Here is a 19,941-nt window from a genome sequence, read left to right on the forward strand (position 1 = left end):
CCTTTTGAAAAGGAAACTGCTTTTCTTTCTGTTTCTATTACACTTATAAAATGAAGCTGACAACAATCGCTGACAATACGCTTACAAGCGTAGCTCCATACAGTAAACGAAGACCAAAGCGCGCTACTGTATTTCCTTGCTTTTCACTTAAGCCTTTAACCGCTCCTGACACGATTCCAATTGATGAGAAGTTAGCAAATGATACTAAGAATACGGATACAATTCCAAGTGTTTTAGCACTGAATGTTGAAGCCATATCTGAAAGACTCATCATTGCCACAAATTCATTTGTTACAAGCTTTGTTGCCATAATTCCACCCGCTGCCACAACTTCTGAAGCAGGAACACCCATGATGAATGCAAACGGTGCAAACACATAGCCAAGCAGATGCTGGAACGACAGACCAAATAACATTTCAAACACGTTATCAATCGCAGCCATCAGCGCAACGAAACCAATTAGCATCGCACCTACGATAATTGCTACTTTAAATCCATCCATAATATATTCGCCAAGCATTTCGAAGAACGTTTGCTTATGACCAGTTTGTACTTCTAAAATATCTTCTTGATCCGTTACTGTGTAAGGGTTAATGATAGAAGAAATAATAAATCCGCCAAATAAGTTAATCACAATTGCTGTTACCACGTATTTTGGTTCAATCATTGTCATATAAGCACCGACAATAGACATTGAAACAGTCGACATAGCTGATGCACAAAGCGTATATAAACGGTTTGGCGGCAGTTTGTCTAGTTGCTTTTTAACGGTAATAAATACTTCTGACTGACCTACAATGGCAGAAGCTACTGCGTTATAAGACTCTAATTTTCCCATTCCGTTAATCTTACTGAGAACCAACCCAATCCATTTCATAATGAACGGAAGAATTTTAAAGTGCTGCAAAATCCCGATTAAGACAGAGATAAAAACGATTGGAAGCAGCACGTTTAAGAAAAACGGCATTGATCCTTTATTCGCGATTCCGCCAAATACGAACTCTACGCCTTCATTTGCGTATGAAAGCAGCTTTCCAAAAACGCTGGCAATCGCATTAATAATAATCAAGCCAAACTTCGTGTTTAGAAGTAAAGCTGATAAAAGAAGCTGAATCACAACCATAATAACGATTGGTCTATATTTGATTTCTTTACGGTTATTACTTGCAAGATACGCTAATCCAAAGACAACGAGTAATCCTAAGATGCCAATTAAATATTTCATAGTATCCTCCACTGCTTACTTATTTTTGTAAGTCTTTTGATGAAAAATAGCCTGGTAAGATTTCGTTAATGTTTGTAATCACAAAATCTCCTTTTAGGTTTGCTAAGATAATTTGTGTGTGATCATCACAGAACTCAGCTAATACTTGTCTGCATGCGCCGCAAGGAGAAATTGGGCCGTCCGTATCTCCTACAACTGCAATAGCTGAAAACTGCTTGTCCCCTTCTGAAACAGCTTTAAAAATAGCCGTTCGCTCAGCACAGTTCGTCAATCCATAGGAAGCGTTTTCAATATTGCATCCACGATAAATCTTCCCATCGGTTGTTAAAAGAGCTGCACCAACATGGAAGTGAGAATACGGTACATGTGCTTGTTTGCTTGCTGCGATTGCTTCATCTATTAATTGTTTTGGCTCCACCGTCATCATCCTTTGCTTAGTTTACAGCAGGTTAGTTAGTACTAACCTGCTGTCATTTATTAATAATCAGAGTTGCTTAATTGACCTTTTGCAATTGATACGCCAGAGCTTGCACCAATACGTGTTGCACCTGCTTCAATCATTGCTTTTGCATCTTCTAAGCCGCGAACGCCGCCAGAAGCTTTTACACCTACATCCGGTCCAACCGTTTTTCTCATAAGCGCTACGTCTTCTACCGTTGCGCCTCCTGTTGAGAAGCCCGTTGACGTTTTAACAAAATCAGCTCCAGCTTTTACAGCTAGCTCAGAAACTTTTGCTTTTTCTTCGTCAGTTAAAAGAGCTGTTTCAATAATTACTTTTACTAGCGCTTTTCCTTTTGCAGCATCTACTACTGCTTGAATGTCGCTTTGCACTAAGTCATAGTTTTTATCTTTTAACGCGCCGATGTTGATCACCATATCTACTTCATCTGCACCGTTTTCGATTGCATTTGTTGTTTCGAATGCTTTTACTGCTGAAGTCGTAGCTCCAAGAGGGAAACCGATTACCGTACACACTTTTACTTCTGGAGCATCTTTTAATAACTCAGCTGCTTTTTTTACCCACGTTGGATTTACGCAAACTGAAGCGAATGAATATTCTTTTGCTTCTTGTGCTAAAACCGTAACTTGCTCTTCTGTTGCATCTGCTTTTAATAATGTATGATCAATAATACCCGTAATGTTTTGACTCATTTTGTTCTTCCTCTCTCTTTCTTAATGAATTTCTTTATAAATTAACGTTGGAGCTTCTACTTTTTCAGCGACCGTGCTGTAAGAATCATAAACGATATCCATCACTTCTTGTACATCTTCGCTGTTGCTGTGGATTGTAACAAGAGAGTCGCCTTTTTTCACTTGGTCTCCAACTTTTTTATTAAGCATGATACCAACTGCTAAGTCGATTTCAGATTCTTTTGTTGCACGTCCTGCACCTAGCTTCATTGCTGCTACGCCAATTTTTTCTGCAACGATTTCTGAAATGTAGCCATCTTCTTTTGCTGGCACTTCAATTTTGTGCGCTGCATCCGGTAATTTAGACGGATCGTCTGCCACAGAAGCGTCTCCGCTCTGTGCGCTTAAGAATGTTTTAAATGATTCTAATGCTTTTCCGTTCTTAATTACTTCTTGAAGCATTGCACGCGCTTCGTCTAAGCTGCTTGCTTTTTCAGCAAGTACAACCATATGACTTCCTAATGTTAAGCAAAGCTCCGTTAAATCTTCAGGGCCTTCGCCTTTTAACGTGTCGATTGCTTCTTTCACTTCAAGCGCATTACCAACCGCAAAACCTAGAGGCTGGCTCATATCTGAAATGATTGCTTTTGTGTTTCGGCCTACGCCTTTTCCGATTTCAACCATTGCTTTTGCTAATTCTTCAGCGTCTTCAAGCTTCTTCATGAATGCGCCGTTCCCCGTTTTCACGTCCAAGCAAATGGCATCTGCTCCAGCCGCAATTTTCTTACTCATAATTGAGCTTGCAATTAACGGAATCGAATCAACCGTTGCTGTTACATCACGAAGCGCATAAAGTTTTTTATCCGCTGGCGTTAAGTCTCCGCTTTGACCGATAACGGCAATTTTATTTGTATTTACTAAACGAATGAATTCTTCGTTTGTAATTTCAACGTGGAAGCCAGGCACTGCTTCTAGTTTATCAATCGTACCGCCAGTGTGTCCTAAGCCGCGGCCAGACATTTTGGCAACCGGTACATCAACCGCAGCTACTAAAGGACCTAATACAAGTGTTGTTGTATCACCTACGCCGCCTGTGCTGTGTTTGTCTACTTTAATACCTTCAATTTTTGATAAGTCAATTTGATCGCCTGATTCAACCATTGCTTGCGTTAAATTTACGCGTTCTTCCTGCGTCATTCCTTGAAAGTAAATCGCCATCGCAAATGCCGATAGCTGATAATCAGGTAAATCCCCTTTTGTATAACCTTCGATAATAAAATCGATTTCTGCTTTATTTAATTCATGTCCATTACGTTTTTTTTCAATTAAGTCAACCATTCTCATGACGTTTTCCCCCTAAAAGTATCTGCATATTGTGCATCCACTAAAACGTTTTCAACAACTTACACCCTTACTATATAATAGCTTTGAACAATTGTAAACAGATATATTTACATTTGTTCAAAAATATTTATAGCCGCTGTTTTAGTGAATAAAAAAAGACTTCCGCACTCGGAAGTCTTCCCTTATTTTTCAGCTTTTATCACAAATGACAATACGATTCTGTACTTATTCTTTACCTTTTTATAAGGAATTAATACATATGGCTGATCAGGGGGTGTAAATTGTTCAATTCCTTTTTGATTAGCATCAGGAGAAAAATACATTCTTCCCCACCGTTTAATGATATAGCCCGTGGTTCCTTTGGCAATCACTCCGTCTTTTGAAACGTCCCCTTGAAAAGGATACCGGTTTCGCTGTGCCTGCAGAGACGACACGGAATAAGATACAATATCTTCTACTATTTCAATTCGATGAAGCTTTTGCTCTTGAAAAAACAGCGTCTTCATCTCCTTTACTCTTGTTTATCTAATAAAAAGCGCGCCGTGAACTGATCAGTAACGAGTACATTTGCAAATTTCCCTTGCAGCGCTCCGTAAATGCTGTCGATTTTCTGATCCCCGCCAGCTACTAAAATGGCGTACTCTTTCTTCTTCAGCTCCTCCAAATCAAGTCCAAGCGTCCGTTCATCCAGGCTTTCATTGCAAATTTGTCCATCCTTATCAAAAAAGCGTGAACAAATGTCTCCTACTGCTCGCGAGGAAATCATCTCTACATCTTGCTCGGAAAAGTAGCCAAGCTGAAAAAGCAGCGAATCCGTTTTAATGGGGCCCGTAGTAAACACGGCAATGTTGGCTTGCTTGCCTAAATCTAAAATGCGCTTAATATGACGGTCTGTTTCCATTGCTTTTTTGACTACCACGTGATCAACAATCACAGGCAACGGAAGATGCATAGGAGGCGTATTGTATGCCTTTCCAAATAAGTACATAATTTCAGAAGCATACGTGCTCGTTTCCGAATGGCTTACTCCGCCTTTTAACTGCACAACCTGCACGTCATTCACATACTTTTGTTTTAAATCGATGGCCACTTGATAAAGAGTTGTTCCCCACGTCACCCCAATAATATCTCCATCTTTTACGATGTCATAGAGATAGTCAGCTGCTGCCACGCCTAGATGACTTTTAATAATGTGATTTTCATATTGAGGCACCGGTGTGACGATTGCTTTTTTTAGATTGAATTTTTGTTCAAGCTGAGAAGACAATTTTTCACTATTGATAGATGAATCCACAATTTTAATTTGAACAATGCCTTCTTCTTTTGCTGTCTGCAGCAATCGAGAAACCGTAGGCCTTGATACACCAAGTTTTTTTGCAATTTCACTTTGATTATAATCAAGAATATAATACATCCTTGCCGCTTCAATCACCTTATTAAATTTCTCTTGATCCATCTCCATCGACTTGTTCTCCCTTACCTCATGAATTTCTTATCCCAATTTTACCAAACTTATGTCTTTAGTTTACTTGTTTGGTGAACAAAATTTCAAGAGGGGATTTTGTAACTGAGATGAAAAGAGAAATACTAAGGAATGACGGTGACCAATTTAAGATAACAAAACACGGGTCTACACTTCTTCCGTTTCCACTAAATAAATCCGATCATCAAACTTCCCGCGCTTCTTGGCCTTCTCCTCACGCACTTTCTCCAGCTGTTTGGGCGTTGCCCCGTGTACAGCTGCTAGCGCGTGCATAACTTCTAGTAAATCTGCGAGTTCTTCAATGGCATCTTGATGCGTTTGGGCTTCTATGTATTCTTGAAGCTCTTCTTTTGCCTTTTTCTTCAGCTCATTTTGATACTCATCTCGCTGCAGCACGCGTGATTTGAAGGTGTTTCCACTTTGTTCAATAATTGTGGGAATTTTATCTCGCACTAGCTTGTTATAAGTAGGCATCGCTTTACCTCCCTCTCTTATCTTTCTAGTAAACTAGTATTTTTCAAATTCTGCTTGGTTTCCGTTAAACACATTTAAATCAATAAACGTTTCTTCACCTTTATAGCCGCTTAACCGCCCTTTGTCCGTATACTGCCAAAACGTCCATTCTCGCTGTTCTTCAAGAGTTGGCTTTTTCACAACGTCGCGAATCCAAATATCACATCCGGGATATCTGTTTTTAATGTACAAGTCATACGCTTTAGGCGTCGTATAAAGAATAACGCGCTTGTCATAATGAGATTCAAGACGTGTAATCATACTAGAAAGCTCCTTGTATACATGTTTCTGAGACGGAAGGTTTTGTTTTTTGTCTCCGTAAAATTCAACATCAATCACGGGAGGCAGATCGTTATCTTTAAGAGAAACCGTTTTGATAAAATTAGCCGCTTGTGTGGAGCCTTTACTATCGTAACTAAAAAAGTGATAAGCTCCGATCCGCATGCTTTTGCGATTTGCTTGTGCCCAATTTTGTTTAAATAAAGGATCTTGAAATGAACTCCCTTCCGTTGCTTTAATAAAAGCAAACTGAATATCTTGTTTACTCAACACATTCCAAACAATCTCCCCTTGATAAGAAGATACGTCCACACCTTTTACTTCATAGCGGTTGGCACTCATTGCATTTGGAATTACCCAGCCTTTACTCCATAGTAAAAATATAAAGCTTACAAGAGCGACTAATATAACTCCTGCGGCAAGAAATCTTTTGTTCTTTTGATTTGCTTTGTCTATTGTGTTTACCCCCTTTTTTAGAAAATACTTCTAATATTCTAACATAAAAAGGATTTCCCAAAATAATATAGCCTCCAAGTCTGTGGCATTAAATACAAAAAAACCACCTAAAAATCAGGCGGCTTTTCTTTTATACTGCGTCTTCAGATGGCTCGTTATCTTTGGCTGCTTCTATCAGTAAGAAAATAGCCGTTAAGATATGCATGATCATGCCGACAATTGGAATCCACGCAATAGCAGAACAGACAATTCCCATGATATGCCCTGTCCGAACTTTGTTTGTTTTAATCGCAAATACTAAACCTACGACGTGCAATGCGAGCATTAGAATGAGTGGCGTGTAGGCTAGACTTATAACCAAGGTACCGCCTAAGAGGGGAATCCCCCAGAGAGCCTCCAATCCTCCGCTGACCCATTTCAATATACGACTTGTTTTTCCCATTGTATCCTCCCCCTTTGCCTTCAATGTATGCACAAAAGTTTTGTTTCTGAACGTTTGTATATGAAAAAAGCGGCAAAAATGCGCGTTCTAAAATAAGCTGATAGTCCCAAACGAAAATAAGTTTTTATGTAGAAATAGTTTAATAGTGGAACATAAACGAGAGGAAAAGCGGCGTTTTACATGTAATAACGAGGAGCTCTTCGTAAAGAGAACGAATTAAACATAAACAAAAAAGCCGAACTCAAAATGTAAGCTCGGCTTTTTCTTATATAACAAATAAAAGTATTATAAAATGTTTTTAGTATTAGTGTTCTCGACTCTTCTCAAATTTTTCAACAGCCTCAAAATCAAGCTCAGCTGATATCCAATCGCCTTTTTCCGGGAATTCTAGATTTCGAACGACTATTTTATTCGGCCCTTTTTTTTCTAAAATTTTCGCCTGGCAGTTTTTGTACATAACTACTTCTCGTTCTTTGATATCTGTCCACAACAAGTGCAGAACCCCTTTCAATTTTAAGAAGTTAATATTTCGAAACACTGTTTTACATTTTATTATATTTTTTTGGATTTGTTAATTTTTTTGTCTTGTTTTTCATAAAAAAATGATCAAAACGCTTTTTTCTACTACAATATACCCAAAATATCTTTTAACCTTTAAATATTTATGTTATATTTTTAAAATTGTATTACAAGTTTTTTGTTTTTTCCTTTTCGTTTCTCCTCTTTTCATCTTTTTACGTATTCACAATAGACATCTCAACCTATACTAATACGTATCAAGGCTTAAAAGTTCAAAAATATCTTAACATATCAAAAATTATTGGGTTGTTCACTAGAAATCCAATCGAATTTACAAAAACTCCACCGAAAAAACTAGAGGCCTTTAGCCATACAAAAGACTGCTTTTACCGCATTTATATTTTAATGAATACTAACAACACAATTTGAGGTGCCAATAATGAACGTACTAACAAACGCTATAATTATCTTATTAGCTTATTTAATTGGATCAATTCCTTTTGCTTTAGTGATTGGAAAAGGGTTTTACAAAACCGATGTTCGTAAGCACGGAAGCGGTAACTTAGGAGCTACTAATACCTTTCGCACTTTAGGAAAGAAAGCAGGTATTATAGTATTGATCGGCGATATAGCAAAAGGCTCGCTAGCCGTCTGTTTACCGCTTATGATGAATAGTCACTTGCATATGCTTGTCCCTGGATTTATTGCTATTCTCGGACATAGCTATCCGGTTTTTGCAAGGTTTAAAGGAGGAAAATCTGTAGCGACTGCCGCTGGTGTATTCCTTGCATTTTCACCATTAGCTTTCATTCTAGGGATTCTTGCTTTTTTAATTTCTCTCAAAATTTCTAAATACGTATCCTTATCTTCACCTATTGGCGCATTGGTTGCCTTTTTGGCATCACTCTATGTAGGTGATGTTGTACTAATCGTATTTGCAGCCATTATTTTTGTTTTCATTACATGGAAGCATATTAAAAACTTCAAACGAATTAAATTGGGTACAGAACCTAAGGTACATTTTTAAACGTACTAAGGTTAGTAATCTTTAAATGGTGTTACCAAAAAGGTGTTCATGAGTTGAACACCTTTTTAATTATTTTAGTACGTCTTGTCCCAAGATAGACGTAAATTATGAAATTTATTTAAACATGCTCTTGATTATAGACTAAACAATACATTTTGCTGCTTCCTATATCTCATTTTGTAATTTGATATTTACTATTTAACCACCTTAAAACGATGAGCGTTAAGGCACCAGCAGCTAAATATAAGAAGCCTCCAACTTCTATTACATAGCCAAAAGGTGGAATAAGCTTTGGTAAAAAAACCATCCCTGCAAGAGAAATAAAAATTAAGACAAAGAGTAGAAAAAAGTCCTTAATCTTATTCGTAATTTTGTAAACAGATTTTTGTATCCATTTTAAAAGCAGAAAAACATCAAGAGAAATAATAGCTGCAACAATAACAAAAGTGACGATTGCCGTTCCGATATAAACAGTCTGGCTGCTATCCTTAACATAATGTACAACAATATTTCCTATCCCGCTTACTATAGCCATCAAGCTTGCAAGCTGTAACAATAAAAAGCTTATAAAAAAAGCAGTGCTTTTTAAGGGTTCTTTAGGTAACTGTTTAATCATTTCATCACAGTACGTCTTAAGGTTTTCTCCAAACACCTCTTCAGCACGCTTCCCTTCCGCTTGTGCGTCAATAAGGTGATCTAAAAGCTCCATCAATAATTCTTCAGCCTGCTGTTCAGAAACTGACACACTTGTTCGAATGTAAACAAGCATATTATCATAGTACTCTTCATTTTCCTTGGTCAGCTCTTTTCGCTTCTTATTATTTAATTTAATTAATTCCTTAGCGTTCATCGTAAAAACTCCTATTCAACAATTTATCTACAGGGTTTTGAATGTTGATCCATTCCTCTTGGATTTCACATAATGCGCTCTCACCAGATGCCGTAAGATGATAGTACTTTCGTTTAGGACCTGAAGGCGATGCTTTCATTTCTCCCTTTATTAATCCCTCCTTTTGAAGACGTAGTAAAATTGGGTAAATCGAACCTTCACTCACATCATTTAATCCATATTGTTGAAGCTTCTGGGATAGCTCATAGCCATAAACCGTTTCTTTTTGAATGATTGATAAGATACACCCTTCTAAAATTCCTTTTAACAATTGACTTCTCAAAGACATATCGATTTCTTCCTTTTCACTATCTTGTTATACAAGATACATTTTTAAAGTAAAGCTACCTTGCAAGACAAGATAGCTTTACATCACTCATAATAACCGATTTATGGTAAGTATTCAACCATTTATTTACTTTTTTTATTAAACCACTTAACATAGTAATCTTTTTAGTAAATTTGAATAAATAAATGAAACCTTTCCTCTCTACTAACCGTATACCTATCATGCACGTATTAGTTAAAGGAGGAAGACTTGTGCTAAAACGAATTTCACTGTTTATTTTCGTTAATATTTTAGTATTAATTACAATCACAACGATTACATCTTTATTAGGTGTTCAAAGCTATATGGGAAGCGGCGGTTACGGCGGCCTGCTGGCATTTAGCGTCATTGCCGGCTTCAGCGGCGCGATTATTTCTCTTATGATGTCACGCTTAATGGCAAAGTGGATGATGGGTGTTCAAGTTATTGATGAACGTTCCCCTCAAGGTGAATATGAACGATTTGTTTTAGAAGAAACGCACCGACTTGCATCTGTTGCAGGATTAAGAAAAATGCCTCAGGTCGGAATTTATCACTCGGCGGAAGTTAATGCTTTTGCAACAGGGCCAAGTAAAAGACGCTCACTTGTTGCTGTTTCAAGCGGAATGCTTGAACGAATGGACCGCGATGCGATCAGCGGCGTTATCGCTCACGAAATAGCGCATATTAAAAGCGGTGATATGGTCACAACTACGCTTCTGCAAGGAGTATTAAATACATTCGTTATTTTCTTCTCTCGTTTAGTAGCCAAAGCGGTGTCAAACTTTGTGCGAGAAGAGTTTGCGATGGTTGTTTATTTCCTTACATCGATTGTATTTGAGATTCTCTTTAGTATCTTAAGCAGCCCAATTATTTTCTGGCATTCAAGAAGACGTGAATTCAAAGCCGATGAGCTTGCAGCTAAACTCGGTGGTAAAGAAAAAATGATTTATGCGTTAGAATCGCTTCGTCATACTACTTCATTAGTAGATGACCGTCAAAAATCAATTGCCGCTTTTAAAATTAGCGGTAAAGAAAAATTCTCACGCTTATTTTCTACTCATCCACCGCTTGAAAAACGCATTGAGCGCTTGCATTCACTGTAAGCAGACAAAACCAGCTTCTTTAAAGAAGCTGGTTTTTTTATGTTATGACTGAGGAGCAAGCACACGTGCAGCTTCCCACAGCAAGACGCCGTCTTTATTTTTTGTTAATTCCACGTAGCCTTCTTTTTCTAGATACGTAAGCTGGCCGTACACTTCTGAGAAAATAAAGTCAGGTGCTTTTTGATACATATCCGGGAAAAATGCAGCGCTGACTTCAAGCGTTGTTTTCTTTCCTTCCCCCATCGCTTGTAACACGCGCAGCGCCCATTTATGCTGCTTTTGAATACGTTCCATAATTAAAGAATGAATGTCACTAAGCGGTTCACCATGACCGCTGTAAATCAAATCAATGTCGTAGTTCAACGTTTTTTCTAGAGACGCTAAGTAGTCCAATAGCGGCGTTGGCTTAGGGTTTTGAATGGTTGGCTCTAGGTATGGATTTGACGGGACTTTTGGCAAAATATGATCTCCGCCAAACGCGACTTTTTCTTTTCGATTGTAAAACATCAGCTGACTCAAAGAATGTCCCGGCGTTTCAATTACTTCCCACTCACTCGCATACGGAAGTGTATCGCCTTCTTTTAAATAACCTGCCAGCTTCTGCCCTTTAGGTGAATAAACTTGAATCGCAGCCGTTGCTTTACGAAGCCATTCTTCCATTACATCATCACTGACTCCAAACTCTATAAGGAAATTACGGTATAACTCATTATGCTGCTGAACAAACTCTTCATCTTGGTAAATCCAAGGCTCCACAAGCTTATGACCGTAAACCGGTATATCACTCGGCAGCCATTCTAAAAATCCAGTGTGATCCGGATGCTGGTGAGTTAGAATCACTTGTTCAATATCTGTTACTTTATATCCTTCTTTACGAAGCGCCTCTTCAAAAACGCTCCACGCTTCTTTGGTTTTCATACCTGCATCAATTAACGTTAACTTGTCTGCTTTTAATAAAAACACATTCACTGGTCCAATTGGAAATGGCGTAGGCAGTTCAATGCGTATCACTTTATAATCTAAACTCATTTTACCAAACCCCTATATCTGCATTCTTTTTACTTTTTTATACTGTTAAACGTCTTATTCTTTTAATTAGTCAATTTCCTGCTAACGTCTACCTGTAAAAGTACTCTGAGCAGCAGTCATTACATAGCTCTTTGCACTCGTACAAAGAGTCACATAAACTCATACTATTAATAGTTTAGCAGGTTTGAAGACAAATTGATAAAGGAATGCTTTCCAGTGTACTTATTTAAAGCAAACGAATGGTTCATCAAACGAAAAAAGTAAGATAGAATAAAGAGACGAAATGATGATATAAGGAGTATAGGTTATGATTAAAGCGATTTTTCTTTTTATCTTAGCGGGTCTTGCTGAAATTGGCGGAGGCTATCTGATTTGGCAGTGGCTGCGCGAGGGAGCATCAAGCTGGTTAGGACTTCTGGGCGGTATTGCTTTGGTGCTGTACGGCGTTATTGCTACGTGGCAGTCGTTCCCCGACTTTGGACGTGTATATGCAGCTTACGGCGGTATTTTTATTGTTTTAAGCCTGTTTTGGGCGTGGTGGGTTGATAAAAAAATGCCCGATACATACGATTGGATTGGCGGACTTGTGTGTCTGATTGGCGTAGCGGTTATGCTTTGGCCAAGAAGTTAAGCAATCACACAGGAAGGAGCGCGCTTTTTCCCTTTTTGTAAGAAGAAGCAAAATAAAAAGAGGCTAGGACATAACGAGTTGAATCCAATCTAAAGACGAACAAATGGGAGACATGAGCTGAACCGCTTGAGACACCGCCGTTGATTTCCGTGCAAGACTTCGCTTTCCGCGGGCGGACGCTGAGCCTCCTCGTTGCTTACGCTCCTGCGGGGTCTCATCTGTTCCGCTTTTCCCGCAGGAGTCTTCGTCTTGCCCTCCAATCAACGGCTAGAAGAATCTAAACAGGTGAAACCTACGTTTACCCTAACAAAAAAACGAACCACTCATCAACATGGTTGATAAATGGTTCGTTTTTCACTTCGTCTAACATACTTTTGTCCCAGCCTCTTTTTATTTATCACTTATTAAATCTGCCGAAAAAGCCTTTTCTTTTTTCCTTAAACGTATTAGGTCTATGTAAATTAAATAAGTGTTCGATGCCATTTTCCATCATCTTTTCTAGCAAAGCTTCTTGTCCATGCTGGAAATAGTACTCCATTTCTTCTTCGTACAAAGGGAGAAGCGTATGGAAATAGACTGGCCACTCTCCGTGGGTTTCTTTTCCGTTTTCAAGATACGGCATCATAAATGCCTCTTGGCACTGGGGCAAAGGAGGCACGACCATAACACCACAAAAGCCGCTTTCTGGTGAATACGGTTGAACCTGTAATGGCAGCTTCACTTTTTCACCTGTTAACGTTCGTTCATAGGTATCCACGTAGCGATCCAGCTCTTGATTTGGAAACACCATCCACTGACCAATCCAATTCATATTGTTAACCGCAAAGCTTCCTACTTGATGCATGACTTGAGGAATCCAGCTGTACTTTTCATCTTCAAACGGATCTTGATCTGCATGCATCACCAGTTCAACGTACGCGCTGTCTAATCCAGGGGGTGCCGGCAGGCGAAGCGTACTATAACCATGTGTTGCGACCGTATAAAACGGCACTGATTCTGTAGGAGCCATTTCATAAAAACCTGCCTCTGTCAGCTCAGCTGACTCTGCTTCGACACGGCGGATAATTGGCCCATAATATGCTTGTAAGTGAGCTTCCACATCCTCATCGAGCGATTCGCGCACAAATGGATTCAACTCTTCAACTGAAGCTTCTGCTTCCTGTGATGACCATACTTCATAGAAAGTAAAACCGGTTAGCCCGTTCTCAAACACTACCTCTCGAAATGCATCAGAAACATAAATTTCTGGAGAGATAATAGGAAAATCTCCTAGACTATGTTCGGTATACTTTATTCGAAAAATTGGCTGTCTCTTTACCTTATCCTCTATAAAGGACAGCTTGTCAAACCCTCCAAAATCATCAGGTATTGATTCTGAATAATTCACACATTCGTTTATCACATTAACAATATTAACAGCGTAGCACTTGTATTCAGGGTGAGTAAGAGGAACAAATTCTACAAACTCAGAAATTAGTTTTTCTAAGCTCTGAACAGCATATCCATCGATAATTGGAGGAGTTGCAAAACCTTTATAAGTTAAAAGGTTATTTAACTCTCCTTTTTCATATGTTTCAACTGGAAGATTTGTTTTACTATGTAGATACTCTCCTTGCTGCAGCAGATTTCTAAATAGTGTTTCGTCATCTTCCTTGTTAGCAGCGGCTATTTGCTCACTTTCTAAACTTGTACTTAATTTCCATATTTTCATAAACAACACCTCTAGTTTCTATATAGGAAGTGTATCCATTATAAAATTTCCACTGTTCTATCCGAATAGGAATATATAACCTTTTACGCACAATTAATTCTACCATAAGGATAGAAACCTAAAAGTATTAGGCTTTTGATTGCAAAAAAAGACAACCCAAAGGTTGTCTTTTCCATTACTTCAATTCAGCCCATCTTTTATCTAATGATTTTAATAGCTCATCTTCAGATGTTTGGCCGCCAATGTATTCTTGTACATCTGCTCCAAATTTTTGCGTTACGCCTTCAGGGAATTTTGTCCATTCCCAAGGAAGCGTTTTTTGCTCCTTAGAATATTTAAGAAGTTCTTCACCTAAAGGTCCGATGTCTTTTGCTTCGATTGACTTAAAGGCTGGAATGTACTTGAAGTCTTCTACTAGCGCTTTTTGACCTTCTTTAGATGTGACCATCCAGTTTAAGAAGTCTTTTGCTGCTTTTTTATCTGCCGCTGGGGCTTGTTTGTGAATAACCCAGTTGCTTGGAACGTCAATTGCAAGCTTGTCAGATGCAGCTGCATCGTCGCTTAGCGGCATAGGTAGAATCCCTACATCCATGTTCGGCGTAATTTTATCAAGCATTGGCTGAATCCAGTTTCCTTGCTGAATCATCGCTGCTTCACCGTTCGCAAATTTCGTTACTTGCGTGTTGTAGTCCGTCGTTAACGGATTTTTGTTTCCATATTTCACTGTTAAATCAAGCAGCTTTACATACTGTTTGAACTGCTCGTTTCCTGCGATTTTCGTACTGCCGTCATTTAATCCTTTAATAAATGCATCCGGATCTTTTTGACTAGCAAATGGAATGTTTAAGCCATGATTTCCAAGCACCCACCACTCTCCGTAGCCGATAGAAAATGGCGTAATGCCGGCTGCTTTTAGCTTTTTAGCCGCTGCTTCTAATTCTGAATACGTTTTTGGAAGTTCTTTGATGCCTGCTTTTTTGAACAGTTTTTTGTTATATGTAAATCCATAGCCTTCAAGACTGATCGGCTGTCCATATACTTTACCGTCCATCGTCATTGGTGTAAGTGTGTTTTCATATGCGTCATCAATCCAAGGCTGATCCGATAAATCTTCTAATTTATTTTTCCACGTTCTCGCCTCTTGATATCCGCCGTTTGTGAAAAGGTCAGGTGCATTGCCCGACGCAAACTGCGCTTTTAAAGCTGCTGCACCGTCAGCTCCTCCACCGACCGTTTGGATATTAAACTTTACGTTTGGATGTTCTTTTGTATATTGATCAGTTAGAGCTTTTAGCTGGTCTGCAATTTCTACTTTTCCTTGAAATACATCTACTACTACTTGATCTCCGCCGCTTTTTTTATTACCAGATGCGCTTTCGTTTGAACATGCGGTTGAAAATAAAAGCGTAGCCGATAAAACCCCTACTGCTAAAGGCCATTTTTTCATTTTGAATGCCATTTTCTGTTCCTCCCTATTTGCTGCTGGTTTTGACGCCTCAGCCTCAAAACCAGCCCTGTTGCCGCTTCTATTATTTAATTGAACCGCTTGTAATTCCTTTAACAATGTGTTTTTGCATTGCAAAGAAGAAGATTAATAGCGGGATAATACTGATTACAAGTGCTGCTAGTGCTAAATCCCACTGCTTTGTATACTGACCAAAGAAGAAGAATGTCGCAAGCGGAATCGTTCTTAGCTCAGGATCTTGCAGAACAAGAGACGGAAGTAAGAAGTCATTCCAAATCCATAGGCTGTTTAAGATAACGACGGTTACTGTAATTGGCTTTAATAACGGGAATACAATTCTCCAGAATACGCCTAGACGTGAGCATCCGTCGATGATTGCCGCTTCTTCTAGCTCAACTGGAATTCCTTTAATAAATCCGTGGTATAAGAAAATCGTCATACCTGAACCGAAGCCTAAGTACATGATCACAATACCCCAAATGCTGTTTAACAGATTTAAGTTTCCTGCTACTTTTACAAGTGGAATCATGATGGATTGAAACGGAATAACCATTGCCGCTACGAATGCCATAAAGATAATGCTGCTGATTTTTTTCTTTGTTCGAACCAGCATGTAAGCTGCCATTGAACAGAAGATGACTAGAACTGCGTTACTGATAACAGTAATGATTAGCGAGTTGCTAAGCACCTTTAAGTAATTCATTTGGTTGAATGCATTAACAAAGTTTTGAAACTGAATCGTCGTCGGCAGTGCCGATGTGTTTGATAAAATTTCTGCAAATGACTTCAACGAGTTTGAAAGCACGTAATAAAATGGAACCAAGAACACCAGTCCAAGCAGGACTGCCAAAATTTCAACAATAAAGGTTTTGCTCGTATATTTGTTTCCCATCACGATTCAACCTCCTTCTTCTTGGTGTATGTTACTTGAATAATTGTAATTGCTGCTACGACGATAAAGAAAATTAAGGCTTTTGCTTCACCTAGACCGTATCTGTTATTCACAAATGCTTCTGTATAAATGTTAAGCGCTAACATTTCTGTTGATTTAAATGGACCACCGTTTGTTAATGATAAGTTGACATCAAATACTTTGAATGACCATGAAATCGTTAAGAATAAACAAACCGTTACTGCCGGTGCTACCATTGGAATTGTGATGTGACGAAGAATTTGCCATCTGCTTGCTCCGTCAATTTTTGCTGCTTCAATTAGCTCTTGCGGTACGTTTTGCAGCGCTGCTGTGTAAATAAGCATGATATAACCTGCTCCTTGCCATACACTTACAATCACGATGCCCCAAAATGCTGTTTTTGCGTCTCCCAACCAAGGAAGTTCAAAAAGCGAAATTCCCGTGATTTGTCCGATAGATGCAAATCCTTTTACAAAAATGAACTGCCATACAAATCCTAGTAAAAGTCCGCCAATTAAATTCGGCATAAAGAAAACCGTACGTAAAATGTTTCGTGTTTTTAACATTTGAGTAACAAGGATTGCTAACACGAACCCAACCACATTCGTTAAGATAATTGCAACGACCGTATATTTTGTTGTGATCCAAAACGACTGCTGAAACTGCTTATCTTCGGTGAACAAGTACTTAAAGTTATCAAGTCCCACCCAGTTAATCGTGCCGTTTACTCCGTTCCAGTCTGTAAATGAGTAATAAATCCCTGTAAAAAATGGTATAAGTACAATCACACAAAACGCTAAAAGTGCGGGCCCTACAAATAGAGCAAATAAACCCACATTTTTCAAATTTTTACGTTTTTTCGTATTAATAGATGGTTCTCTTTTAAGTTCTTGCTCTAAAGGAACATATTCTGTCTCCTGTAATTTACTTTGGCTATTCATCTTACTAGCACCTCCCTATGTCTTATTTTAGCGAAATCCGTTATTTATGAAACCGCTTTAATTGACAAGTAGGGTGTAAAATATTGACCTTTGTGCAACATTTTCTCCCCTGTGCACATTTTACGCATTTTTTTAAAGCATGCATTAAAGAAAAGCTAGAAGTGGACGACGTATCTTCTTATCCTATACACTAGAAAAAAGATGTAGTTGGGAGGAACATACTCATGACAGCCAAACGAGCGTTAATTACGGGTGCCAATTCTGGAATGGGGCTGGCCACAACGATTGAACTAGCCAAAAAAGGATTCGAAGTCATTATGATATGCCGAAATGAAGAAAGAGGAAATGCCGCTTTAGAAGAAGCGAAACGCCAAAGCGGATCGGATTCCATATCTCTTATGACCTGTGACCTAGGTTCTCTTGACAGTATCCGGGCTTTCAGTGAAGACTTTACGTCTCGCTACAGTGTACTTGATGTGCTGATTAATAACGCAGGTGTGGTGACAATTAAGCGTGAAACAACACAAGACGGATTTGAAATGATGCTTGGTGTCAATCATTTGGGTCACTTTTTATTAACTAATTTGCTTTTAAATCCGCTGAAAAAATCTCAGCAAGGACGCATTATAAACGTTGGCTCCGGTGCTCATAAAGCTGGAAAAATAGACTTCACCAACCCTCATTTAACAACGGGATTCGGAATATGGCGAGGATACTCTCAGTCTAAATTAGCAAATAACTTATTTACGGTTCATTTAAGTAAAAAGTTAAAAGACACTTCGGTAACCGTAAATTGCCTTCACCCCGGAGCAGTTTCTACCGCTATCGGCGTTAACCGTCAAACCGGCTTTGGAAAAAGCGTTCACGCCGTGCTTCGGCCTTTCTTTTTAACGCCTCTTGAAGGTGCCGAAACAGCTATTTATTTAGCGGACAGCCCTGAAGTAACGCATATTAGCGGCGCTTATTTTTATAAAAAACGCGTGACGCCCCCTTCTTCAAGAGCAAAAGATGAGCGGCTAGCAGAAGAATTTTGGGACTGGAGTGCGCGCGAAGTTGGTTTATAAAGTAGATAGATACGCTTGGGAAAGAAGAAAGCAATGAAAAAAGGTCAGCTTTTCAGCTGACCTTTTCGTATTAGAAAAACGTTAGTCCTATAGCAAAAATAAAGCCTGATACAATTAACGTCGTCACGCAATAGCCCATTATATCTCGTGCTCCCAGTCCTGCGATAGCTAGTGCAGGCAGTGCCCAAAACGGCTGCGCCATATTCATCCATGCTTCTCCATAAGCAATGGCCATCGCAGCGACTCCCGGATCTACGCCGAGCTGTTCAGCTGCCGGCATAATAAAAGGTCCTTGTACAACCCAGTGTCCCCCTCCCGACGGAACGAAAAAGTTCACAACGCCGGAACTTAAAAACGCGAGAAACGGAAATGTCGTTTCATTTGAAATCGAGATAAAGGCGTTCGTTAGCTTCCCGCCTAAACCTGATAGCTCCATCATGCCTTGTATACCTGCATAAAACGGAAACTGAATCACAATCCCAGCGGTGCCTTTCGCAGCATTTGAAACGGCATTCATATAAGATAAAGGCGTGCGGTGAAGCAAAATACCCGTCGTAAAAAACAATAAATTCACTGTGTTGATATCCATTTTAAAGCCGTTTGTAGCAAAATAATAAATTAAATATGAATACCCAAGAAGTGCAATTGTTAGACTTAAAAACCTGCTGTTCTCCATGCGTACAGCAAATGTTGGCTTAGAAGAAGTTGTCTCAACAACTGTAGCAGGAGCCATTTCATCTTCTGCCAATAATCTTGGATCAATTTCTACCACTTCTTTTCCCGTCGGCATCATCAGTCTTGTCATAATAGGAAGGACAATCAACAATCCGAGGGTAATAAATAAGTTGTAGCCTGTAAAAATTGTGTCTGACAGCGGAATAAGTCCAGCCGTTTTTTCCATTGGGTTTCCAGGTGTAGCAGCAACAAGAGGAATCGAACCTGACAAGCCTCCGTGCCATGTTAAAAACCCTATGTAAGCACAGGCAATTAAAAACCGATAATCAGATCCCGGCACGCGTTTCGCTACTTCTTTCGCAAACAGCGCACCTACAATTAAGCCAAACCCCCAGTTAATCATACAGGCCATGGCTGCGCCTAGCGTGACCAGAATAACCCCTTGCGCCGGAGTTTTGGCTAACAGTGCTATGTTTACAAGCCACTTCTTTACAAGCGGCGAGCTAGCAAGCGCATGCCCTGTGACAAGCACTAAGCTCATTTGCATCGCAAATGCAAGAAGGTTCCAAAAGCCGCTTCCCCAAAACTGAACCATCTCAATCGGCCCGTGAGGAGTAAAAACAATACCTGATACAAATAAAATCAGCGTCAGGATTAAAGCAAATACAAACGGATCAGGTAAAAAGCGCTGAACAAGCGCCGTGAAGAAATTAGATAACGCTTTCATTTTACTCCTCCTTTACAGGAATGCTCCTGTGAATAAATGTCGACAAGCATCTTTAATTATACAT

At 39.2% G+C, this 19,941-nt stretch carries 23 protein-coding genes; 4 read left to right on the forward strand and 19 right to left on the reverse strand.

The annotated features are described in order from the left end of the window. Positions 1-43: 43 nt before the first annotated feature. The 10 genes from U9R83_RS13970 to U9R83_RS14015 all read right to left on the reverse strand — a co-directional run bounded on the left by U9R83_RS13970 (position 44) and on the right by U9R83_RS14015 (position 7,366). On the reverse strand, positions 44-1,225 hold the full coding sequence (locus tag U9R83_RS13970; RefSeq protein ID WP_028412960.1) for a NupC/NupG family nucleoside CNT transporter: 1,182 nt from the start codon (positions 1,223-1,225) through the stop codon (positions 44-46). Positions 1,226-1,244: 19 nt separating this feature from the next. Beyond that, complete coding sequence (locus tag U9R83_RS13975; protein WP_013057475.1) at positions 1,245-1,643, reverse strand: cytidine deaminase; 399 nt, start codon at positions 1,641-1,643, stop codon at positions 1,245-1,247. A gap of 59 nt (positions 1,644-1,702) precedes the next feature. Next, on the reverse strand, positions 1,703-2,377 hold the full coding sequence (deoC, locus tag U9R83_RS13980; protein ID WP_014459662.1) for a deoxyribose-phosphate aldolase: 675 nt from the start codon (positions 2,375-2,377) through the stop codon (positions 1,703-1,705). A gap of 21 nt (positions 2,378-2,398) precedes the next feature. Beyond that, the gene (locus tag U9R83_RS13985; RefSeq protein ID WP_014459661.1) at positions 2,399-3,700 is read right to left on the reverse strand and encodes a pyrimidine-nucleoside phosphorylase; all 1,302 of its coding nucleotides are present in this window, start codon (positions 3,698-3,700) and stop codon (positions 2,399-2,401) included. Between the two features lie 182 nt (positions 3,701-3,882). After that, positions 3,883-4,206: a hypothetical protein gene (locus U9R83_RS13990; protein ID WP_140451470.1), complete on the reverse strand. Its 324-nt coding sequence runs from the start codon at positions 4,204-4,206 to the stop codon at positions 3,883-3,885. Positions 4,207-4,211: 5 nt separating this feature from the next. Next, positions 4,212-5,156, reverse strand: a complete 945-nt coding sequence (locus U9R83_RS13995; RefSeq protein WP_026106623.1) for a sugar-binding transcriptional regulator — start codon at positions 5,154-5,156, stop codon at positions 4,212-4,214. Positions 5,157-5,330: 174 nt separating this feature from the next. Further along, entirely contained in the window at positions 5,331-5,657 is a 327-nt protein-coding gene (locus U9R83_RS14000; RefSeq protein WP_115654166.1) for a nucleoside triphosphate pyrophosphohydrolase, read from the reverse strand. A gap of 33 nt (positions 5,658-5,690) precedes the next feature. After that, the gene (locus U9R83_RS14005; protein WP_208733465.1) at positions 5,691-6,383 is read right to left on the reverse strand and encodes a glycoside hydrolase family 25 protein; all 693 of its coding nucleotides are present in this window, start codon (positions 6,381-6,383) and stop codon (positions 5,691-5,693) included. 178 nt (positions 6,384-6,561) lie between these two features. Then, positions 6,562-6,873, reverse strand: a complete 312-nt coding sequence (locus tag U9R83_RS14010) for a hypothetical protein (protein ID WP_014459656.1) — start codon at positions 6,871-6,873, stop codon at positions 6,562-6,564. A gap of 304 nt (positions 6,874-7,177) precedes the next feature. Further along, positions 7,178-7,366: a hypothetical protein gene (locus U9R83_RS14015; protein ID WP_016764545.1), complete on the reverse strand. Its 189-nt coding sequence runs from the start codon at positions 7,364-7,366 to the stop codon at positions 7,178-7,180. Between the two features lie 465 nt (positions 7,367-7,831). Here U9R83_RS14015 and plsY point away from each other — a divergent pair, with 465 nt between their 5' ends. Further along, a complete protein-coding gene (gene plsY, locus U9R83_RS14020; protein ID WP_014459655.1) occupies positions 7,832-8,419 on the forward strand; it encodes a glycerol-3-phosphate 1-O-acyltransferase PlsY in 588 nt (195 codons plus the stop codon). A 172-nt stretch (positions 8,420-8,591) separates the two neighbouring features. On the opposite strand, the gene U9R83_RS14025 is transcribed toward plsY, so the two are convergent. Together U9R83_RS14025 and U9R83_RS14030 are read right to left on the reverse strand one after the other, a co-directional pair. After that, positions 8,592-9,269 (reverse strand): DUF1129 family protein, encoded by a 678-nt coding sequence (locus tag U9R83_RS14025; protein WP_014459654.1) that lies wholly within the window; start codon positions 9,267-9,269, stop codon positions 8,592-8,594. Further along, complete coding sequence (locus tag U9R83_RS14030; protein ID WP_013083614.1) at positions 9,259-9,597, reverse strand: PadR family transcriptional regulator; 339 nt, start codon at positions 9,595-9,597, stop codon at positions 9,259-9,261. The genes U9R83_RS14025 and U9R83_RS14030 overlap by 11 nt, the downstream gene beginning before the upstream one ends. A 251-nt stretch (positions 9,598-9,848) precedes the next feature. Between U9R83_RS14030 and htpX the strand changes: the two genes are divergently transcribed. Further along, the gene (gene htpX, locus U9R83_RS14035; RefSeq protein WP_014459652.1) at positions 9,849-10,721 is read left to right on the forward strand and encodes a protease HtpX; all 873 of its coding nucleotides are present in this window, start codon (positions 9,849-9,851) and stop codon (positions 10,719-10,721) included. Between the two features lie 42 nt (positions 10,722-10,763). Here htpX and U9R83_RS14040 read toward each other — a convergent pair whose 3' ends face one another. Then, positions 10,764-11,750 carry an MBL fold metallo-hydrolase gene (locus U9R83_RS14040; RefSeq protein ID WP_014459651.1) on the reverse strand — a complete coding sequence of 329 codons (987 nt, stop codon included), beginning with the start codon at positions 11,748-11,750 and terminating at the stop codon, positions 10,764-10,766. Positions 11,751-12,057: 307 nt separating this feature from the next. On the opposite strand from U9R83_RS14040, the gene U9R83_RS14045 reads away from it, so the two are divergent. Continuing rightward, on the forward strand, positions 12,058-12,381 hold the full coding sequence (locus tag U9R83_RS14045; protein WP_014459650.1) for a YnfA family protein: 324 nt from the start codon (positions 12,058-12,060) through the stop codon (positions 12,379-12,381). Between the two features lie 63 nt (positions 12,382-12,444). Here the strand turns inward: U9R83_RS14045 and U9R83_RS14050 are convergent, their stop codons facing one another. The 5 genes from U9R83_RS14050 to U9R83_RS14070 form a co-directional block, all read right to left on the reverse strand. Further along, the gene (locus tag U9R83_RS14050) at positions 12,445-12,645 is read right to left on the reverse strand and encodes a hypothetical protein (RefSeq protein ID WP_080754439.1); all 201 of its coding nucleotides are present in this window, start codon (positions 12,643-12,645) and stop codon (positions 12,445-12,447) included. Positions 12,646-12,778: 133 nt separating this feature from the next. Further along, positions 12,779-14,092, reverse strand: a complete 1,314-nt coding sequence (locus U9R83_RS14055; protein ID WP_052191896.1) for a suppressor of fused domain protein — start codon at positions 14,090-14,092, stop codon at positions 12,779-12,781. A gap of 175 nt (positions 14,093-14,267) precedes the next feature. Next, complete coding sequence (locus U9R83_RS14060; protein WP_328575298.1) at positions 14,268-15,551, reverse strand: ABC transporter substrate-binding protein; 1,284 nt, start codon at positions 15,549-15,551, stop codon at positions 14,268-14,270. Between the two features lie 70 nt (positions 15,552-15,621). Further along, positions 15,622-16,449 (reverse strand): carbohydrate ABC transporter permease, encoded by an 828-nt coding sequence (locus U9R83_RS14065; RefSeq protein WP_013057493.1) that lies wholly within the window; start codon positions 16,447-16,449, stop codon positions 15,622-15,624. Beyond that, on the reverse strand, positions 16,449-17,411 hold the full coding sequence (locus U9R83_RS14070) for a carbohydrate ABC transporter permease (protein ID WP_013057494.1): 963 nt from the start codon (positions 17,409-17,411) through the stop codon (positions 16,449-16,451). The genes U9R83_RS14065 and U9R83_RS14070 overlap by 1 nt, the downstream gene beginning before the upstream one ends. Positions 17,412-17,635: 224 nt before the next feature. Between U9R83_RS14070 and U9R83_RS14075 the strand changes: the two genes are divergently transcribed. Further along, positions 17,636-18,475 (forward strand): SDR family oxidoreductase, encoded by an 840-nt coding sequence (locus U9R83_RS14075; protein ID WP_115654172.1) that lies wholly within the window; start codon positions 17,636-17,638, stop codon positions 18,473-18,475. Positions 18,476-18,545: 70 nt separating this feature from the next. On the opposite strand, the gene U9R83_RS14080 is transcribed toward U9R83_RS14075, so the two are convergent. Continuing rightward, on the reverse strand, positions 18,546-19,877 hold the full coding sequence (locus U9R83_RS14080) for a TIGR00366 family protein (protein ID WP_014459643.1): 1,332 nt from the start codon (positions 19,875-19,877) through the stop codon (positions 18,546-18,548). Positions 19,878-19,941: the final 64 nt, after the last annotated feature.

The organism is Priestia sp. LL-8 (assembly GCF_036227845.1).
GTDB classification, from domain to species: Bacteria; Bacillota; Bacilli; order Bacillales; family Bacillaceae_H; genus Priestia; species Priestia zanthoxyli.